Origin of the sequence: Natronorubrum halalkaliphilum, assembly GCF_009834785.1 — an archaeon.
GTDB lineage: Archaea > Halobacteriota > Halobacteria > Halobacteriales > Natrialbaceae > Natronorubrum > Natronorubrum halalkaliphilum.
This window is the reverse complement of record NZ_WUYX01000015.1, coordinates 167,911-186,939: the sequence shown is the minus strand read 5'-3', so window position 1 is coordinate 186,939 and position 19,029 is coordinate 167,911. Positions and strand designations below refer to the sequence as shown.

Here is a 19,029-nt window from a genome sequence, read left to right as displayed (position 1 = left end):
TGTCGTATCCGATTGTGGTGGCGGTCGCAATCGGGTTCGTCGCCGCTACGGTGCGGAGCGTCCGGTGGCTGTTCGACCGACTGAGAACGGCCGATAGACCGTTCCCCGACCGGTACGAACCCAAGACGGTCGGACAACGACTGGAAGCGGTAATCTCGAGGTGAGGTCCGCGATGACTGCCATCGAGACAAAACATCTCACCAAGCGTTTTAACGAGGAGGTCGTCGCCGTCGATAGGCTCGACTTGCGAGTAACAGAGGGCGAAGTGTTCGGCTTCCTCGGCCCGAACGGCGCCGGGAAGTCGACGGTAATCAATGTGCTGCTCGATTTCGTTCGGCCGACTGAGGGGGACGTAACCGTCCTCGGATACGATCCGACCACCGACGCCGAGCAGATTCGTCGACGAACCGGTGTGCTTCCCGAAGGAGCAAGCCTTTACGCGCGCCTGACGGGCCGTGAACACATCGGGTGGGTCGCACGAGCGAACGACGCTACTGTAGACGTTGATTCACTGCTCAGCCGCGTGGGTCTCTCGAGCGACGAGGCGGGTCGAGCAGTCGGTGACTACTCGAAGGGGATGAGACGGCGTCTTGCGCTCGCCATGGCGCTGGTCGGTGACCCCGAGTTGTTGATCCTCGACGAACCGTCTGCAGGACTGGATCCGACCGGAATGCAGGAATTTCGTGAGATTATCCGTGCGGAGGCGGGCGACGGACGGACCGTGTTCTTTTCGAGCCACATCCTCGGCGAGGTTGAAGCCGTGTGTGATCGGATCGGTATTTTGAACGATGGCTGTCTCGTCGCCACCGGCACTCCCGACGCGCTTCGATCGAATCTGGATCTCGGCGGTACGATTAGCATCGACGTCGCTTACGTACCCGACGCTCTCGCGCTGAATGCCATCGATGGTGTCGAAGACGTCACGATCGATGAGTCCACGATTACGGCAACCATCACGGATTCAACGAAGAAAATCGAGGTAATTTCAGAACTGGACGAACACACCCGGATCTTGGACATTACGTCGGCGGAAACGTCGCTCGAGCGGTTGTTCAACACGTACACGTCGTCCAGTCGAGAGGACGCGCCGGCAGTTGATAACGAAATCGGCGCGGCGGAGGTTGGGGTGAAACGATGAGCGTCCGAGCGGTCGTCTCCAAAGATTTCCTCGACGCTCGGCGAGCAAAGATCGTCTGGTTCGTTGGGATACATTATATGCTACTGATCGTACTGTTTTTCCTGCAAGTGCGACTCGGCGGTGCCGAAGGGGCACCCGACCTCCTCGTGGCGCTGTGGAACATGGTGTTTATTGGGGCAGTGTTCGTCCCGGCGATTGCGCTCGTCACCGCCTATCTTTCGATCGCCGGCGAGCGCGAGTCTGGTAGCATCAAGCATCTCTTATCGACGCCGGTGAGTCGTCGTGACGTGGTACTCGGGAAGTACATCTCGCGGGCGGGGATCGTCGCGGCGTCGCTCGTTTTGGGATTCGCGATCGCTGCAGTGCTCGCAGTAGTGTGGTTCGATTCGCTGTACGCAGCGGTATTCGTACGAATTGCCGCTCTCACGACGATATACGCACTCGCCTACGTGGCGGTTGCGATCGGGATTTCTGCGGTCACAGCGTCTCGATCACGGGCAATGGCCGGCGCGCTCGGGTTCTACCTTCTGACGAACCTCGTCACGCTAAACGACGATATTTCGGGGTTGGCCGGCATCGATTACGTTCTCAATACCGTACTTGGACTCGGGGTTGGAGAGGATCTGATTCAGTTCGTCGGGATGCTCACGAATCCGGCGCGCGCGTATCTCGTGGCAACGATCGGCGTGTTTCCGGACGGGCGCCTCGAAACGATGGACCTCCCGGAACCGAGTGAGCTCTCGTGGTACGTCCAACCCGAGGTCGCAGCCGTGATATTAGGCCTCTGGCTCATCCTTCCGATGCTCGTCGGCATAAGACAGTTCGAACGGGCGGCCGTCTCCTGACGAAGACGTTCCCACTGACCTGACCTTTGTAGCGGCGAAGGATCGCTGTACAGCACAATTCTGGGCGCTCGCTGTTCGAATCCCCCGCCAAATCGATTTGGAGGTAAATACGTTTCCAGCCGTGTATTGTTATAAAGTGGATTCTGAGCACCGCACTGGTGTCAGTTCCCTACTAATACCCGTAGTGAATCAAACACGAATGCGGCGGACAAGCCCGGCCTCGGATTCGAACGGCAAATCGATCTATGACGCGACTTGTGCCGAATACGCGTGCAGGGCCGTGACAACAGTGAACGCGACGACGATGAGTACGGCTGTGCTGAACCACGACGCCGGAGCGATCCCGCCCGCGGTGGCTGCCAGGAACAGGCTACAACACCCGACAGTTCCCGCATACCGTCGCGGCCACGGATCCTCCGAGGACTCCTCGAGACCGGCGAGATACGGATCGAACTGAGCGGCGAGTGGGGTCGCGGTGACTACCCCACGATCCTTGTCGTAGTCGACGATCCCTCGATTGTCGAGTTTCGGGAGGTGTGACTGGTACAGCGAAATATAGACGCGCTGGCGTTGGCTCGAGGTCAGGTTCTCGATAGTCGTCTCCTGCTCCCAGGCGGCGACCTGTTCGGCGAGGTCGCGCAACCGGACTGGGCCGTCGGTAGTCCGGAGATACCGGAGGACGTCCCGGCGACGGCGAGTTTGCAAGAGGTGGTAGATATCGTCGGGGTCGAATTCGGACTGATCGGCGTCCGACTCCGCCCCATCGGACGAGTTTTCGTCGCCGACGACGTGATTTCGAGACACGGTGATCGCCATCGTTGCTACTCATGTTCTGCGGAGAGACTGTTAAGTATCCTCCTATATTCCCGTCCCGGCGGGGCTGATTCCGTTGGAGCAGTGACGGTACAGACGGATTCGAAAGGAGTGATGGTACAGACGGATTCGAAGGGAGTGATGGGTCGTGGTGGGACAACCCGAGGGATCCACCATCCACAATCCACCAGAAGCGGCCACACAGCCACGAGTGGCCACAGGGGTGATTGAGCACGAGTGATCCACCGGCGCTTGGAGTAGCGCTCGGTAGGTATCGCGGGGTCGGCTACCGCGCCGACACTATTGGTTTGTTACTGTCCAATAATAAAGCTATCTGTTACGGTAGATAGGGGACAGGTTCCAATAATGGTGCCCACATGTACGGAATTAGACGGGACCTTCGAGCATAACGTGACAATTCGACACGTGGGCTTCGAAAAGCGCTTCTCCGTCGAACTGGTCGGCCGATGGTGAAATCGAAATCGTCGAAATTCGTCACCCGAACCCGCGGCAGAACCCACGCTGTTCGTCGATCTCAAAACGAACGGTACTCTTGATCTCCACATCACAAGACCCCAGCACGATACACGGATCGCACCGTCACCTGACGAACGGGACCGTCTGAACGATCCTTTCGCGAGTCGATCTGTGAAGGGGTGGATTCCAATCGACCCAGATAACACTACGGATCGATCGCCGTCGGCGTCATTCGATCGGTCAATTCGGCGCTGACGAGTGCAGCGTGACACCGACGAAGCCGCTCCGAAAGCGCCTGATGGGAAACGTCGAGTTCGGCGGCGAGTTCCTTGAGCGTAATCTTTCGAGGGACGTCGAAATACCCCAGTTCGTGTGCCTTGCAGATCGTCTCGTACTGGGTCTGTGTCAACGGCGTTCGAGCACTTGCGAAGTCGTCTATCCCGGAGAGGCGCGTGACCTCGACGTTGAAATCGTACTGTTCGAACAGCGCGTAACACTCCGAGAGCGATCCGCGGTCGTGAAAGAGCAATTTCACTGACCACGTGCCGTCGGCTCCGCGGGCTGCCAGAATCGCCCCACCGTGCTCCGCGACGATCTGTTGAAACAGCTTGATCCCGTCACCGAACTCGAGTTGGAAGAGCCACCGTTCGCTTCCGTCGGTCCCGTTCTCGCTCTCGTAGTACTCCTGTCTGCTGTCGGTCAAACTCGCGATCACGTTGACCGATTGATCGGCCTCGAGCGCCGCGTGAACGGTGGCGCGATCCGGGCCTGATGCCCAGACCAGCGGCGGCGAATCGCCAATCATCCCACCGATCTCGCACTCGAACGTCGGCACCCGATCAAACGTTCGGGCCGCCCCGAGCCGATCAGCCGGTATCTCGAGCTCGACGACTGTCGTCATCACCAGAACCCACCACAAAGACGTATAGACCCGTTGGGTTTGCGGTAGCCTTTCCCGCCACCCAATTTCCGTGACTCTTCGGACAGACAGAGGGTCGAGACCGTTGAATAGTTTTGTAAACTAATCAGTCATTTTTGCCGTCTTATTCGGTTGGGCGCGTGAACCGAACGATCGACATATCAGCAGCCGTTACCCACCGGTATCGACGAATTAGTTTCGGACGTGACAGAACCCTTAAACCTGTCAGCCGCAATCGAACATACGATGGAGCCTCCAAACCACTTTGACGAAATCCTTTTAGTGGAGGACAATCCGGGTGACGTCAGGTTAATAAAGGAGATGTTGAAGGAGGGTGGGTTAGCGCCCACCGTTCACGTCGTGACCGACGGCGCTGACGCGTTGGCGTTCCTTCACGGGTCCGGCGACTACAGCGATACTCCTCGGCCGGACGCGATCCTCCTCGATCTCCACCTCCCTCGAAAGGACGGGGAAGAAGTTCTCGCCGAGATGAACGACGACGTGAAGGATATCCCGACGATCGTGCTCTCGGGATCCCAACAGGGTGCGGATCTCAAATTGAACGATATCGAAGACGAAGTAGACGCCTGCGTCGAAAAACCGCTCGCTCCCGACACCTTCAAGCAACTCGCCCGATCGTTGCAACAGTAGTCGCAACTGGCGACCACAGACGACTCGAGTCGCGTCATCCTACGCTGGCACTTCCTTCGGACTCCGATCCCAGTGGCGGTGCTCGGCGATCGCCTCGACGAACGACTCGATGAACTCGTCGGTGTCGCCGTCGCGACAGGTGACGACACCGTCCGCCACGACGGTCTCGCCGTCGTCGGCGATCTCTACCTCCGGCAGATCGACGGCCTCGAGCAACTCGGTTCCTTCGCCGAAGGCACCGATCGGCTTCTTGTGTTTGAACGCCTCCGCCACGAAGTGCTTGGCGTCTCCCTGCTCGAGGAGGGTCTCGACGCTCTCGTTGCCCCCCGGAACGAAGACCGCGTCGTACATGATCGAGCCCGAAGCGACGTGGTGTTTGTCCGCTTCGACGCTGCCGCCGTCGGCCGCGGACTTCTCGCCGAGGACTTTCGAGACGACCTCGACGGACGCGTCGCGCTCCTCGAGCGCGTCGGTAACTGCCTCGAGGTGTTCGTCCTCGAAGCCGTCGTCGACGAGGAACGCGATCTTTCGAGTTGCGATGCTCTCTGGTTCGCCGGCGACCATGCTCAGTGCGTCCGAGCTCCGGTCGTGGTCCTGGTGTTGGTCGCCCGGCTCCTCTGGTGGATCGATGCCGATTCCCTCGGCGACTCGTTTGGCGAACTCGTGATCGACGTTGTTGAAGATGTCGTAGACCATTCGTTCGCGGATTTCGACGCGGTCGACTTTGCCGAGTTCGAAGTGGGCCGCGTCGACGATGTTCTCCTTCTCCGGTTCGGTCATACTGTTCCAGAACAGCTTCGCCTGTGTGAAGTGGTTCTCGAAGCTCTCGCTGCGATTTCTGATCTTCTTGCCGTCGATCTTTTCGGCGTGGTGTTCGTAGCCGCCTTCCGAGGCTGAGGCCTCAGCCGGCTGATCGTCGTCGATCGAGTTCGGTTTGTACGAGGCTTTGCCCTCGTTAATTTCCTGGCGCATGAACCCGGCGCGCTGGTTGTTGTGGCGCTCGGCGATCGGGCGATTGATCGGGATCTCGTCCCAGTTCGCGCTGCCAAAGCGGTTGAGTTGAGTGTCCTGATAGGAGAACAGCCGGCCCTGGAGGAGCGGGTCGTTCGTAAAGTCGATACCGGGAACGACGTTTCCGGGGTGGAACGCCACCTGCTCCGTCTCGGCGAAGAAGTTGTCCGGCGTCTCGTTGAGCACCATTTTGCCAAGCGGCCGGACGGGGACCTCCTCTTCGGGAATGAGCTTCGTCGGATCGAGTAGATCGAAGTCGAACTGGTCGGCCTCGTCCTCCTCGACGATCTGGACGCCGAGTTCCCATTCGGGGTAGGTCCCGTTCTCGATGGCGTCGTAGAGGTTCCGTCGGTTGAAATCCGCGTCCTTCCCGGCCAGCTTCTGCGTCTCGTCCCACACCAGCTGGTGGGTGCCGTACTTCGGCTTCCAGTGGAGTTTGACGAACCGCGATTTCCCCTCGTCGTTGACGAACCGGAACGTGTGTACGCCAAAGCCCTCCATCATGCGGTAGTACCGCGGAAGAGCGCGGCCGGATAGCACCCACATGATCATGGGGGCGATCTCCGGCTTGAGCGAGGCGAAGTCCCAGAAGGTGTCGTGGGCCGCCGACGCCTGGGGCATCCCGTCGTCGGGTTCCGGCTTGATCGCGTGAACGAGATCCGGGAACTCCATCGCGTCCTGAATGAAGAAGATCGGGATGTTGTTCGCGACCAGATCGTAGTTCCCTTCCTCGGTGTAGAACTTGGTCGCGAACCCGCGGACGTCCCGAACCGTGTCCGCCGACCCCCTCGAGCCGACGACCGTCGAGAACCGCACGAAGACCGGCGTCTTCTGGTCGGGGTCCTGCAAGAAGGACGCTTTGGTGAGTTCGGCGACGTCGTCGTACTCCCCCAGATCGGGATCGTCGTAGGGCTGGAAGTAGCCGTGAGCGCCCGACCCTCGGGCGTGGACGACTCGTTCCGGGATCGACTCGTGGTCGAACTGCGTCATCTTCTCCCGGAAGTGGAAGTCCTCCATCAGCGTGGGCCCGCGCTCGCTCGCCTTCAGCGAGTTATCGGTGTCGCTGACTCGGATGCCGTGGTCCGTCGTCAGGTGTTCACCTTCCGGATTCTCCCGGACCTGGTCGAGTTGTCGTTGTTTACTCTCGGCGTCGACCCCGTCGGTGTTGCCGTCATCGTCGCTCGTCCCGGTCGCTCCCGGCTCAGCGTCTGTCTTCGATGCCGATTCATCGCCCGAGCCGTCCGTTTTCGCCGGTGTCTCCGACCGTTCGTCGTCGGCTTCGGACTGTGCCGTCTCCGCGGAGTCGGGCTCCGGGTCGTTCTCCACGGCTGTTGTCTCCGATCGGTCCCCCTCGTTGTCGGCGTCGGTAGCGTCGTCCATGGTCATAGATACATCGACGGTCGCGTAACCGACTAGACGCGGATACGATCCGTAGCCGACACGACGACCGTCTCATTTCTTTCGTTCAACCAATGGCGGCCTAATGCTCACCCAGTCATGTGCTTGCACTCCGCCGCAGCCGCCGTATTCGACGAACGAAAGCGCGGTTTCGACGCCGAGATCACGACGGTCCCGCACACGCAACCCTTATCCCTCCGTCTCCCCTCGATCGATACGTAATGGCGAAAGGTAAGGTTGATTTCTTCAACGACACAGGCGGCTACGGTTTCATTGAGACGGACGACGCGGACGACGACGTATTCTTCCACATGGAAGACGTTGGCGGCCCGGACCTCGAAGAAGGCACCGAGATCGAATTCGACATCGAACAGGCCCCCAAGGGCCCCCGCGCCACCAACGTCACCCGACTCTAACCCGGGAACTGGCTGGAACGGATCGATTTTTTGCGGTCGCGATCACAGTCGAGCAGTGGCGACTGACAACTGACGGCTGACGACGCTCGAACCCAATCGGAACGGACTACCGTACCTCGAGCGTCCACGGGCCGTCGGCCTCGACGACCACGTATCCGACGCCGTCGGCGCGAAGCGTGGTCTCCCCCTCGAACGGTCCGATCTCGTTGAACACCAGTTCGGGGAACGGCTCGTCTACGGGAAACACCTCGACGATGAAGTTCGCGTCGCCAGCGTGGGTTCCGTGCGCTTCGACGAGCCCATCGAAACCGATCGGGCCGGCCCAGTCGGCGTGTTCGCCCTGGAGTTCGACCGGAAGGTCGTCGACGTCGGCGTCCGTCCCCGCGGGCTCCGGCTGCCGGATCGATATCGACCACGCGCCGTCGGCGTCGACGTCGAGGACGTACTCTCCGGGTTCGACCAACTCACCCGTAGCACCCTCGAACGGTCCGATCGCGTTGAAGAGCAAGTCATCGCGCTCCCTCGAGCGCCACGAGTTCGACGACGAAATTCGAATCGCCGTCGTATTCACCCTCCGCGATTGCGAGCCCGTCCGTCAGCGAGAACTCGTCGGTGATCGTGGCACCGGCGCCGTCGAATTCGAGCACGCCGTCGGTGTCGTCGGTCGTCTCCTGTGTTCGTGTTCGTGTCTGTGTCTCTGTTCCTGACCCCGTTCGACTCGAGACCGCCAGCGCAGCGATCGACCCGCTGGCGGCGAGGTAGTGTCTCCTCATCATCACGTTCTCACGGGCGTGACGCAGCGACATAAGACGCACTCGCTCCGTGACTGAGTTTCGAGCGGCGCGACAGGTGTCGTAGTCACTGGAAGTCAGTGCACACTTGATCGCACGATAGCTATGTGATCGGTGTGTAAACAGTTCCAGTTGTTACGACATATCGATTCCTGCCTGAACCCGTGACCGCACCGAAGACTGACCGTCTCGACGTGTCGACGAGAGGAGAACTAGCGAACCGAGACGACGCGCGGAACTACTGGCCGGTCACCGCCGGGAGCGTAAAGGAGAACGTCGCCCCCTCGCCGGGTTCGCTTTCGACCCATATTTCGCCGCCGTGGCGCTCGACGATCCGCTCGCAGAGCGCGAGTCCGATCCCCGTTCCGTCGTACTCCTCGCGGCTGTGCAAGCGGTTGAACACCTCGAAAATCTGGTCCGTTTCGTCGGGGTCGATGCCGATCCCCTCGTCCGCGATCGAGACCGTCCACATCGATCCGGAGCGCTCTGCGGAGATGTGAACCCGCGGCGGTTCGTCGCCGCTGTACTCGATCGCGTTCGACAGCAGGTTCTGGAACACCTGCCGCAACTGCCCGGCATCACCCTCCACGCGCGGGAGTTCGTCGATGAGAATTTCGGCGTCGTTGTCCTCGATCTGTAGCCGGAGGTCGTCGAGAACGTCGTCGACGACGATTCCGAGATCGGTCGGCTCGAGCGGGTCGCCACGGGTCTCGACTCTGGAATACTCGAGCAGGCCCTCGATCATCGACCGCATTCGATCGGCACCGTTGACGGCGTACTCGAGGAACTCCTCGCCGTCTTCGTCCAACGCGTCGGCGTAGCGTTGCTCGATGAGTTGGAGATAACTCGAGACCATTCGGAGCGGTTCCTGCAGGTCGTGGGACGCGGCGTAGGCGAACTGCTCTAACCGTTCGTTGGACTCCTCGAGCTGGGCGACGGTTTCCTCGAGTCGACGCTGATACGCCCTGCGTTCGGTGATATCGGTCAGCGTCACGACGGCGCGACGCAGGTTGCCGCGGTCGTCGGTGACGGGCATCCCGTGTTCCATGATGATCCGGCGGTCGCCGTCGAACGCCTCGATCTCGTAGACGTTCGGTTCGGTGACGGCCTCGCCGTCTAACACCTCCGACATGGTCCAGTCTTCGGGGTCGACCGGCTCGCCCGTTTCGGCCCACACGGCCGAATACTTCTCGTAGTCCTCGACGGTCTCCGCGTCGAAGACGTCTCCGCCCCAGATCTCCCTTGCAGCGTCGTTCGCCTCGACGACCCTGCCGCTTTTGTCTGCGACCACGACGCCGACGGGAAGCACCTGGAACAGCGTCTCGAACTGGTTTTTGTGCTTCTGGAGTTCGATTTCCGCTCGCTTTCGCTCCGTGATGTCGGTGATCGCGCCGGGGAACGTGACCGCATTACCGTCCTCGTCGGATTCGACGTAGCCTCGAGCGACGACCCATCGGAGTTCGCCGTCGGCGTTCCAGACCCGATACTCCTCCTCGTACTCCCCGCACGTCTCGACCGCCTCCTCGATCTTTCGCTCGACGCGCTCGCGGTCGTCTGCGTGGACCGACGCAAGGATTCGCTCGAGCGGCACTCCCTCCCGGGCCGCTTCGGGATCGACGCCGAACGTTCTGGCGAACGACGCCCCGGTAACGAACGTGTCCTCGGGGATCCGCCACTCCCAGGTGCCCACCGCACCGGCTTCGGTTGCGGCCTCGAGCTGGGCCTTCGCGTCCTCCAGATACCGTTCGCGCTCTTTTTGCTCGGTGATGTCCTGGGCCATCGTCATGCCGGCGAAGACGGCTCCGCGTTCGTCCGTGATCGGTACCGCGTGGAGCGACCACTCTCGGCCGGCGTACTCGAATTCGATCGAGCGCTCCTCGCCGTCGAGTGCCGCCTCGAAGGCCGGTTCGAGCGTGTCGGCGGTCTTCTCATCCCACGCGTCTCGGAAGAATTCGCCCTCGAGGTCGTCGGGTTCGACGGGGATTCTGTCGAAACCCTGGCCCGCCGCTAGCGTGTACTCTAGATCGTGATCGAACAGCGTCACGAGGCCGTTGGGGAAGTACTCGACGAGGGTTCGGTACCGGCGCTCGTTGCGCTCGAGTTTTCGCTCGCGCTCCTTGCGTTCGGTGACGTCTCTGAAATAGACGGAGATACCCGTTTCGGAGGGGTAGAGGTTCGCCTCGACCCTGAAATCGAGCGGCTCGAAGTGGAGTTCGTAGCTGGTCGGCTCCTGGGTTTCGAGGGCCGTGTGGAAGCTCTCCCAGACGTCGTCCTTTTCGGCGGATTCCGGAAACACGTCCCAGAGGGACTCCCCGAGCAGTTCCTCCTCGTCGTGCTGGAGCAGTTCTTCCGCGCGCTCGTTGACGTGTGTAAACCGGAACTCGTCGTCGAGTGCGTAGAACGCGTCGGAGACCCGACCGAGAATCTGTCCCAGTTCGGTCTCGAGTTCGCGTTCGCGCTCTTTGATATCGGTGATATCTTCGCTGGTCGCAACGACTCGATCGACCGCTCCGTCATCGGTCAGGATCGGGACCGCGTTCACGACGACCCAGCGGTGCTCGTCGTCCGACCGTTCGATCCGGAGTATCCGATCGTACTCCGGTGTCCCCGTCCGGAGCGCCTGTGTAAACGGATGTGTCGTGGCTGAAATCTGCTGCCCGTCTTCGTCGTAGATCGGTTCGTCCGGACGGGTGTGGGCCGCGAGGTCGGTTTCGTTCCGACCGAAAATCTCGGTCCAGCGGTCGTTGAGCCGCGTCACCTCGTCGTCGTCGTTGAAGACCATGATCCCGACGGGGCTGACGTCGAGAACGCGGTCGAGTACGTCGCGTTCGCGCTGGAGTTGTTGTTCGTGCTCACGACGATCGGTCATATCCCGAGTCACCTTCACGTATCCCTGGTGTGTGCCGTCGTCGTCCCGAACCGCGGTGATCGTCACGTTGGCCCAGAACTGCGTGCCGTCCTTTCGAACCCGCAACCCTTCGTCCTCGACGGAGCCGGATTCGAGGGCTTTCTCGAGGTTCGCTTCCGGAACGCCAGCGGCGCGATCATCGTCGACGTAGAACGTCGAAAAGTGCTCGCCGAGTATCTCCTCGCGGTCGTAGCCTTTGATCTGTCTCGCGCCTTCGTTCCAGCTGATGACGCGTCCGTCGGTATCGAGCCGAAAGATCGCGTACTCTTCGACCGCTTCGACCAGCGAGTGAAACTGCTTTTCGCTCTCCTGGAGGGCGCTCTCGGAAGCCTTCCGGTCGGTGATATCGTAGTAGAGTTCGACGCGGCCACCGGCGTACCGTCCGGTCTCGATCGGTTTGCTCCGGTGCTCGAGCCATCGTTCCGACCGTCCCACGCTTTCGTCGGCGGTGACGCGACACTCGAAGCGTTCGACGTCGCTGTTGTCGTCGTAGGTCGCCAGAACGTTCTCGGCGAACGCGTCGGGGTCGGCGAACCGCTCTTTAACAGTGTCCTCGATGACCGCTCGCTTGTCCCGGCCGACGACCTCGTCTCGGTCGAGGCCGAGATACTCCTCGATCCGCTCGTCGATCCACGAGACGTCGAACTGATCGTCGAGGATGAAGACGCCGATATCAGCTTCGTCGAGGACGGTCGTGATCGACTCGTAGGACGCTCGTGCCGACTCCAGGGTTTCCTGTTGGTGTTTCCGATCGGAAATGTCACGGGCGACGCCGATGGTCCCGGCGAACTCACCGTCCTCCAGTAACACGTTAACCCGCAACTCACAGGGAAAGTACGTACCGTCTGCCGTCTGGACCGCAAGCTCGAAGGGAGAAACGTCGTCACCGGTCTCGAGTTGGGTACGAATCTCGTCGTTGATCCGTTCGATATCGGGCTCGTCGAGAAGCACGGAGACGTGTTCGTCGATCAGGTCGTCGCGGGAATACCCCGTCGTTTCGAGGATGGTCTCGTTGACCGCGATGAAATGTCCGTCAGCATCGAGTTGATAGACGCTGTCGTCGATCGTCTCGACGAGCGTCCGATAGCGCTGGAGCGCCACATCGTCGTCAACGTTCCCCCAGAACGTCTGGCCCGTGGCGTCCGCTCGATTACTCATATGGTTCGAGGTCGGCCTAGAGCCGGATAAACCTCTCGAGAATCCCAGACCGGTCACGGACACGAAGCGCCCAGATTCCGGAGTACGAAGCCCCTCCGAAACCGTCGTCTGGTCCCGTCAGATCGACTGTCGGGAGTTACAGTTCGGACACACCAGCATCCCGTCCGTGATCAGGAGATAACTCCGGTCGCAGTGATCGCACGCACATCCGATCGAAACGCTCGTTCGTCGAGCGACAGCCTGGAGCGTCGTATCGAGCAACAGGAGCCGATACTCGGTCCGCTCGAGCCGCTCGGTGAGGTCACCCAACTGAGACTCCGCCCGCTCGAGTCGGATCCTAGCGTCCTCGAGTTGCGCTCGCAGGGCTCGGTGTTCGCGTTCGCGTCCGCGTCCGCGGTCGTTCGTCCGAGGCGGCATTCGAGGCGTCATCGGGACAGATAGGCCGCCAGCGGCTATATAGGTAGCTCTCATACTGTCTGCTCTCAGTCATTCCCGATGGGACCGCAGGACGGCTTGCGGTCCCCCGGTACATCGGCACAGCAAACCGTATCAGATGACAGGACGGCTACCGATAGCGAACCGAAAACGGCCGTCTCCGCTTACGTGACGACGGTACTTGCGGCGAACTATCCCCTCGAGTTCAGTTCGGCGCGACAGTCGCCGTGCCGGCTCCGTCGAGACCCTCATACGGACTGCTGTAGACGAATTGCGGGACACGGCGGCCGTGTTGCGGCGGTACTGACGTACGGGAAATCGCATCAGTAGCCGACAGGAGTTGTCCGCTCAGCAAATCGAACCCGTGCGGGCTTCGGTCAGCCAGCACAAAAAAGCGGGTAGTTCACCCGAGGAGGTACCGGAGCTTCGGGTACCGCTCGAGGAGCGGTTGGCCGCCGACGTCGATCCGTTCGATGTAGCGGTCGAGGCCGGCGATTCGGCCCGCCGCGAAGGCGCCCAGCGCCAGGAAGACGACGGCGTAGATCAGCGTGGAGTCGAACAGCGCCAGCCACTGTCCTTCCCAGCCGCCGAGGTAGAACAGGACCATCTGCATGGCCCCGCCCAGCGCGGCCAGGCGGACGAACGCGCCGGCGATCAGCGCGACGCCGATCAGCACCTGCGTGACCGGCACCACGACGTTGATGACCTCGAGCAACACGGCGTTGCCGGCCATCGCGGCGAAGAGACCACTGACGGGGCTGACGGGGTCGACGCCGTGGACCAGAAAGCCGCTGGCGTCGAACGCCTCGCCGCTGACGAACGCGAACTTGCCGAGTCCCGCGAACAGGATCATTCCGCCCATCACGAACCGCAGAGCGACGACGAACCACGCCGTCAGCGCGTGGGGGTGTCCTTCGAGCGTAATTCCCGCATACCGGCTTTCGAGTCTGTTTCGAGTAGTAGTTGACATAGTGGGTATCCTCTCGTATTTGTATAGAGGGGGCCAACGGGGATGACCGAATACCCTTTATTTAATGGGTCCGCGAAAACTCCGTCTGCGGCTGGTTTGGACGGCGGTTCCCCCGATCTCCGCCCCAGGCGGCCGTTCGACGCCGCTCAAAATCGAACCGGAGCCCATCCGTCCAGCAGTGGTCGCGTGATCTGTGGAGGGATTCGTTCCTCCCCGTGCGCTCCTCGAGCGATCAGCAGCTCCAAATCAGAGGAACATCGCGGACCAGTTGCATTGCGTACTCGCCACGACTCCCGAAATCCGTCACCAGCCGCCGATTTACGAGAGACCCCGTAAACGGCGGGATGCGCTCCCCGTAGAACGATAGACCGCAGTCGACACCGTCAGGCTCCGGTCGCCGTGGGCCGCTCTAACTGCCTGCTCCCGTACAGACTCGTTCCGGCCAGAATCGCGACGAGCACGCCGGCGATAACATTACTCCAGAGCAGCCGGGCTGCGGCCACCTCGAAGACGAACGGAGCGGCGACCGTCCACAGGCCGAGGAGGACGACCAACAGCGGGGCGGCGACGCTGGGAAGCGGCCCGCCCGCGGGCCACCCGGCGGCGTACGCCGCGAAGACGGCGATCGCCCCGCCGACGAGGAAGTTATTCACGATGATCGTCCCGGATCCCGTCAGGATGACGCCCGACCACAGGATCCAGGCCCCGATTCCGGCCGCGAGTCCAGCCGTTCGCTCGGCGGACGGTAATCGACGGTCGGCTACGGCTGAGTCGCTCATAGCTACCCGTACGCGATCCACTACTCTAAATATGGACCAAGCATTGTGTTCGGAGCTACCGACTCCACTTGCGCATAACCACCATACGCTTATTCTGGGGTCGGGCGTGAATCCGATATGCCACGGAGACGGCGGTCGAACAGCACCACTCCTCTACCGCAGACGGTTCACAGACGGTTGGCTGCTCTCGAGGCCGAACTCACGGATAACAGCCGTCGCGTCACCCAACTCGAGAACACGCTGAGAGCGGTCATGCGCGAGACCGAAAACGTCTCGGTCGGCGGCCCCTGCGTCTGCGGCGAATGTCTTCTGCTCGTTCAGCGTCGCCGGCTGTACTGCCCGAAATGTAACTATCAGCAAACGATGTGACTCGAGTACGTGTTTGATCTTTCGGGTGAAAGCAGATCTTATTTCGCTCGTGCTATATGGAGTGGGTACGGCGAGAGATTTTGCACTGTGCATCGATCTTTCCGAAGGGAAGATCCATTGACGGGACCGATCGCGTCAGGCTTCCGGCTGTATCACAAACTCCATACTTGATCGCCGCTATCATGTCTACTCACCGTCACCGATCCGACGAACCGATCGAGATCTTGCTGGTCGAGGACAACCCCGGCGACGTCCAGCTGATCGAACGAGCCGTCGAGTCGACGGCTACTGAGACGGTCCTTCACGTCGTCGACAACGGAGACGACGCGGTGACTGCGTTGACCGAACGGGACGGCGACGACGCGGTCTCGCCGCCGGATATCGTCCTCCTGGATCTGGGCCTTCCCGGAAAAGACGGGCACGAGATTCTCGACGCCATTCGGTCGTCTCAAGATCTGCGGTCCCTGCCGGTGATCGTTCTCACGAGTTCCGACGCCAGCGACGATATCGCGGGCTGTTACGATGCTGAGGCCAACGCGTACGTGACGAAACCCACGGACGTCAACGAGTTCGCTGCAGTAGTCGAAGCGGTCGAAGCGTTCTGGTTCGACCACGTACAGCTGCCACCGAAGTCGCGGTAACGGTAGCATCGGGGTCGATTCACAGAATTGTGAAGCGGATGCTACGGAGTGTACCCCCTAGCAGTCGACGCACGCGTGTCCGTCCACCGAGGTTTCTGTTTCCGAACCGGCTTCGATAGCACGGGATTGCGTCGGGAAAATCGACTTTTCAATACCGTCAACCGTGCAGTTTTAACGCCCCGGACGAATAACGAATTATGACCGCACCGGAGGAACAGGTTGATCGAGCGATCGATATTCTCCTCGTCGAGCCGAATCCCGGCGACACCCGTCTCTTCACGGAGAACTTCAGGGACGCGAAGCTCATGAACACCATCCACGCCGTCTCCGACGGCGAATCCGCCCTCGACTTCGTCCACCAGCGCGGCGAATACGCCGAGAAGCCACAGCCGGATATCATCCTGCTCGAGCCACAGCTCCCGGGGAAAAGCGGCATGGACGTCCTGTCGGAACTGAACGGCGAACCGGCGCTGCGCGAGATTCCCGTTATCGTCCTCACCAGTTCAGCGGTCGGCGAGGAGATCGTCCGCTCGCACGATCTCGAGGCGGACTCCTACATTCAAAAGCCGATCTCGCCGGACCAGTTCGTCGAATTCATCCAGTCCGTCGAGGAGTTCTGGTTCGCCATCGTTCGAAAGCCGACCTCGAGTGCGACGGACGGCTGATCGGTGACCTGGTAAATGCTCTCATTCGGCAGTTAACCGACGATTCAACACCGTTTTCAGCATCCGTCCCGAGCTGTTGCTAATGACGCCCTCCACGTCCGGACCGAGCCGTCCGCCCTCCAGCAAGACGGTGCTGTACTGTTTCAGTTGCGGCCACGAGAGTCCGATCGACGGCGACTGGAACGTTCGACGAGCCGAGAACTGCGACAGCTATCGCTGTCCCGACTGCGAGACGACGATCACCGACCGTCCGCGCTCGTTCCCCGGACACGCCGACAACAGTTCCTACTGTGCGGGCGACTGATCGATCGAACGCGGATTTCGATTCTGGAATTTCAGCGCTCGCTTCTCAGGTTTCGAGGCCGTCCGGGCTCCCATCTGCGACGGACTTGCATCGCCTTCTTCCGATCGCGCGTACGAACCGTCCGTTAGGCCTCGATCAGTAGCGTATTCAACGCGTCCGGTACGACGAGGACCTCGCTGCCGGCCTCGAGGGCGTCCTCGACGTCGGCCGCCGCGTGCATGAGACAGCCGTCGACGATTTCGGGAGCCTCGCTGTTCGTCACGTACAGGTCGTGATTCCGGAGGACGCGAGCGACGACGAACGCCCGCTGCGCGCCGGGCTCGTACCCCTCGCGCATCTCTTCGTAGAGCGACCGAGCGTCGCCGGCCTCGGACAACCGCCGATAGAACCGCTTTTCGCCGGTGCCGTCGCCGGCCCCTTCGGGGAGTTCGGCGGGCACGACGAGTCGCCCGCCATCCCGGAGCGGGTTTCGATCCCCGAGTGCGACGTAGGTCGCCCCGCGAGTCGCCTGGTAAAGGTTCGCGTCCTTCGGCGCGCCGACGCCACAGACGACGGCGTCGTACGTGCGATCTATCGGAACCGAAAGGGCGTTTCGAGCGACCGCGGCGAGTTCGCGGACGATCCGGCGTCCGTCCCCTGCACGAACGCCGAGCACGCCCGCGGGCCCGTGGGTCAGGTTGAGCGAGAAGTCGACGCCGGCGAGGTCGCCGGCCTCGTCGATCGTTTCGCGGAACGGGTTGCCCTCGACGCGGCCGAGGCGGACGCCGTCGCGGGCGAGCATCTTGGGACCGTGCGTATAGCGGATGATCGACTCGCTGCCCGCGCCGATAACGACCGTCTTCGCCCCGCCGCTAAAGCCCGCGTATTGGTGTGGTTCGACGACGCCGGTCGAGAGCACCGTATCGGCCTCCGCGACCGGGGCGCCGATTTCGACGGGCACGTCGCCGGCGACCGACCCCATCTCCACGACCGATTCGGGATCGTGATTGACCGCCAGATCGGCGTGTTCGCCCAGCATCGCCTCGATCTCGTCGTCGGTCATCGGCCGGTGGAGGCCGAGCCCGATGACGACCGTCACCCGATCGCGTTCGAGGCCACACGCTGCGAGGCGTTCGAGCAACGCGTCGAGCAGCACGTCATCCGGCACCGTTCGGGTGACGTCCGTGACGACGATGGCGACGTCGTCGTCGGGATCGACGCGGGACTCGAGCGGCGGCCCGAGGGGGTCTTCGAGCGCGCGTTCGGCCGCCGTTCGAACGTCGACGGGGTCGCCGCCCGGCGGTTCGGCGACCGTCACCTCGCAGTCGGGAAACGAGACGTCGATCGTTCCGGTTCCCAGCGGAATGTCCATGGGTGGCGTTCGGCCCCAACCTGCAAAAACGGCGGTGGCTCGTCGGGAGGCAGATCAGGCGACCCTCGACTCGCGGACGGCGGTCTCGAGCAGACTCACGACGGCCGGCGCGAGGAAGACCCACGCGACGAGAACGGCGTAGAGCGCGACGAGGACCGGCGCGAACGTGACGAGCGTCTCGACGACCTGCACGACGACGGCGATAGCGCCGCCGACGGCGAGGAGTACGACCGCCTCGAGTCGAGAGCGAAGGTCGGGGAGTCGATCGATCCGTCCCGCGACCAGCACGCCACCGATCGCCCCGCCGAGGCCGAGCAGCGCGTCCGGCGCGGCCCCGGTGACGTAGACGGCGGGAACCGCGAGGACGAGTGCGATCGCGAAGCCCACCGTCGGCGCGCCGCGGGTGAGTCGATCCATGAGGACGACGAAGGCGATACCCAGCCCCGCGCCGACGAGCACGTCGCCCAGGTAGTGGACGCCGAGGACGACCCTCGAGAGGGAGACGAGGGCGACGACCGTTCCGGCGCCGAGAAGCGCCCGCCAGTCCCGTCCCCGGTCGTACGCCGAGACGAGGCCGCCGTAGACCACGGCCGCGGCGAACGCGTGGCCGCTCGGGAAGCCGTAGCCGTCGACCTCGATCGAGGCGATCCAGACGTCTTCCGGCGGCCGTGGCAGACCCAGCAGGGTCTCGACGGAGAGCAAAACCGCGAGGCCGGCGACCGCGTAGCTGATCACCAGCGCGCTCCGTCGGCGATCGTGCCACCAGAACAGCACGGCGAGCAGCATCATCAGCGTCGTCACACTGCCGAGTTCGGTGACGGCGACGACGATATCGGCGTACTCCGCGGGGACCGCCTCGCGCAGCGGCGCGCTTTCGTCCTCGAGTCGCATCACGCGTACTGACGGTCCGGTGAAAATAAAGACTGGCGTCCCGTTGGCTGGCTGATCGGCACAGCCCCCACCGCGACCGGCGGCGATCGATCTCCGGTT

At 62.0% G+C, this 19,029-nt stretch carries 19 protein-coding genes; 8 read left to right on the top strand and 11 right to left on the bottom strand.

Features of this window, described 5'->3' with window-relative positions; translation table 11 throughout:
* Positions 1-172 precede the first annotated feature (172 nt).
* Complete coding sequence (locus GS429_RS04175) at positions 173-1,138, top strand: ABC transporter ATP-binding protein (RefSeq protein ID WP_160063004.1); 966 nt, start codon at positions 173-175, stop codon at positions 1,136-1,138.
* Positions 1,135-1,983 (top strand): ABC transporter permease, encoded by an 849-nt coding sequence (locus GS429_RS04170; protein ID WP_160063002.1) that lies wholly within the window; start codon positions 1,135-1,137, stop codon positions 1,981-1,983. The genes GS429_RS04175 and GS429_RS04170 overlap by 4 nt, the downstream gene beginning before the upstream one ends.
* A 243-nt stretch (positions 1,984-2,226) precedes the next feature.
* Here the strand turns inward: GS429_RS04170 and GS429_RS04165 are convergent, their stop codons facing one another.
* Both GS429_RS04165 and GS429_RS04160 read right to left on the bottom strand, forming a co-directional pair.
* Positions 2,227-2,799 carry a DUF7344 domain-containing protein gene (locus GS429_RS04165; protein WP_160063000.1) on the bottom strand — a complete coding sequence of 191 codons (573 nt, stop codon included), beginning with the start codon at positions 2,797-2,799 and terminating at the stop codon, positions 2,227-2,229.
* Positions 2,800-3,478: 679 nt separating this feature from the next.
* Positions 3,479-4,174, bottom strand: coding sequence for a helix-turn-helix domain-containing protein (locus GS429_RS04160; protein WP_160062998.1), 696 nt, complete (start codon positions 4,172-4,174; stop codon positions 3,479-3,481).
* Between the two features lie 264 nt (positions 4,175-4,438).
* On the opposite strand from GS429_RS04160, the gene GS429_RS04155 reads away from it, so the two are divergent.
* Entirely contained in the window at positions 4,439-4,843 is a 405-nt protein-coding gene (locus GS429_RS04155) for a response regulator (RefSeq protein WP_160062996.1), read from the top strand.
* A gap of 39 nt (positions 4,844-4,882) precedes the next feature.
* On the opposite strand, the gene GS429_RS04150 is transcribed toward GS429_RS04155, so the two are convergent.
* Complete coding sequence (locus GS429_RS04150) at positions 4,883-7,234, bottom strand: catalase (protein ID WP_160062994.1); 2,352 nt, start codon at positions 7,232-7,234, stop codon at positions 4,883-4,885.
* 239 nt (positions 7,235-7,473) lie between these two features.
* Here GS429_RS04150 and GS429_RS04145 point away from each other — a divergent pair, with 239 nt between their 5' ends.
* Positions 7,474-7,668: a cold-shock protein gene (locus tag GS429_RS04145; RefSeq protein WP_160062992.1), complete on the top strand. Its 195-nt coding sequence runs from the start codon at positions 7,474-7,476 to the stop codon at positions 7,666-7,668.
* Positions 7,669-7,774: 106 nt separating this feature from the next.
* On the opposite strand, the gene GS429_RS04140 is transcribed toward GS429_RS04145, so the two are convergent.
* The 6 genes from GS429_RS04140 to GS429_RS04115 form a co-directional block, all read right to left on the bottom strand.
* The gene (locus GS429_RS04140) at positions 7,775-8,176 is read right to left on the bottom strand and encodes a hypothetical protein (protein ID WP_160062990.1); all 402 of its coding nucleotides are present in this window, start codon (positions 8,174-8,176) and stop codon (positions 7,775-7,777) included.
* Position 8,177: 1 nt separating this feature from the next.
* On the bottom strand, positions 8,178-8,444 hold the full coding sequence (locus GS429_RS04135) for a hypothetical protein (protein WP_160062988.1): 267 nt from the start codon (positions 8,442-8,444) through the stop codon (positions 8,178-8,180).
* 253 nt (positions 8,445-8,697) lie between these two features.
* The gene (locus tag GS429_RS04130) at positions 8,698-12,525 is read right to left on the bottom strand and encodes a PAS domain-containing sensor histidine kinase (RefSeq protein ID WP_160062986.1); all 3,828 of its coding nucleotides are present in this window, start codon (positions 12,523-12,525) and stop codon (positions 8,698-8,700) included.
* 117 nt (positions 12,526-12,642) lie between these two features.
* Positions 12,643-12,954: a hypothetical protein gene (locus GS429_RS04125; protein ID WP_160062984.1), complete on the bottom strand. Its 312-nt coding sequence runs from the start codon at positions 12,952-12,954 to the stop codon at positions 12,643-12,645.
* A gap of 409 nt (positions 12,955-13,363) precedes the next feature.
* Positions 13,364-13,930, bottom strand: coding sequence for a DoxX family protein (locus GS429_RS04120; protein ID WP_160062982.1), 567 nt, complete (start codon positions 13,928-13,930; stop codon positions 13,364-13,366).
* A gap of 383 nt (positions 13,931-14,313) precedes the next feature.
* Positions 14,314-14,709 (bottom strand): SPW repeat domain-containing protein, encoded by a 396-nt coding sequence (locus GS429_RS04115; RefSeq protein ID WP_160062980.1) that lies wholly within the window; start codon positions 14,707-14,709, stop codon positions 14,314-14,316.
* A 117-nt stretch (positions 14,710-14,826) separates the two neighbouring features.
* On the opposite strand from GS429_RS04115, the gene GS429_RS04110 reads away from it, so the two are divergent.
* The 4 genes from GS429_RS04110 (at position 14,827) to GS429_RS04095 (ending at position 16,688) form a co-directional block, all read left to right on the top strand.
* Complete coding sequence (locus GS429_RS04110) at positions 14,827-15,078, top strand: hypothetical protein (RefSeq protein WP_160062978.1); 252 nt, start codon at positions 14,827-14,829, stop codon at positions 15,076-15,078.
* A gap of 182 nt (positions 15,079-15,260) precedes the next feature.
* A complete protein-coding gene (locus tag GS429_RS04105; RefSeq protein ID WP_160062976.1) occupies positions 15,261-15,719 on the top strand; it encodes a response regulator in 459 nt (152 codons plus the stop codon).
* Positions 15,720-15,916: 197 nt separating this feature from the next.
* A complete protein-coding gene (locus GS429_RS04100; protein WP_160062974.1) occupies positions 15,917-16,384 on the top strand; it encodes a response regulator in 468 nt (155 codons plus the stop codon).
* Between the two features lie 82 nt (positions 16,385-16,466).
* Positions 16,467-16,688 carry a DUF8106 domain-containing protein gene (locus GS429_RS04095; protein WP_160062972.1) on the top strand — a complete coding sequence of 74 codons (222 nt, stop codon included), beginning with the start codon at positions 16,467-16,469 and terminating at the stop codon, positions 16,686-16,688.
* A 124-nt stretch (positions 16,689-16,812) separates the two neighbouring features.
* Here GS429_RS04095 and GS429_RS04090 read toward each other — a convergent pair whose 3' ends face one another.
* Both GS429_RS04090 and GS429_RS04085 read right to left on the bottom strand, forming a co-directional pair.
* On the bottom strand, positions 16,813-18,039 hold the full coding sequence (locus tag GS429_RS04090; RefSeq protein ID WP_160062970.1) for a lactate racemase domain-containing protein: 1,227 nt from the start codon (positions 18,037-18,039) through the stop codon (positions 16,813-16,815).
* Between the two features lie 54 nt (positions 18,040-18,093).
* A complete protein-coding gene (locus GS429_RS04085) occupies positions 18,094-18,930 on the bottom strand; it encodes a phosphatase PAP2 family protein (protein WP_160062968.1) in 837 nt (278 codons plus the stop codon).
* Positions 18,931-19,029 lie beyond the last annotated feature (99 nt).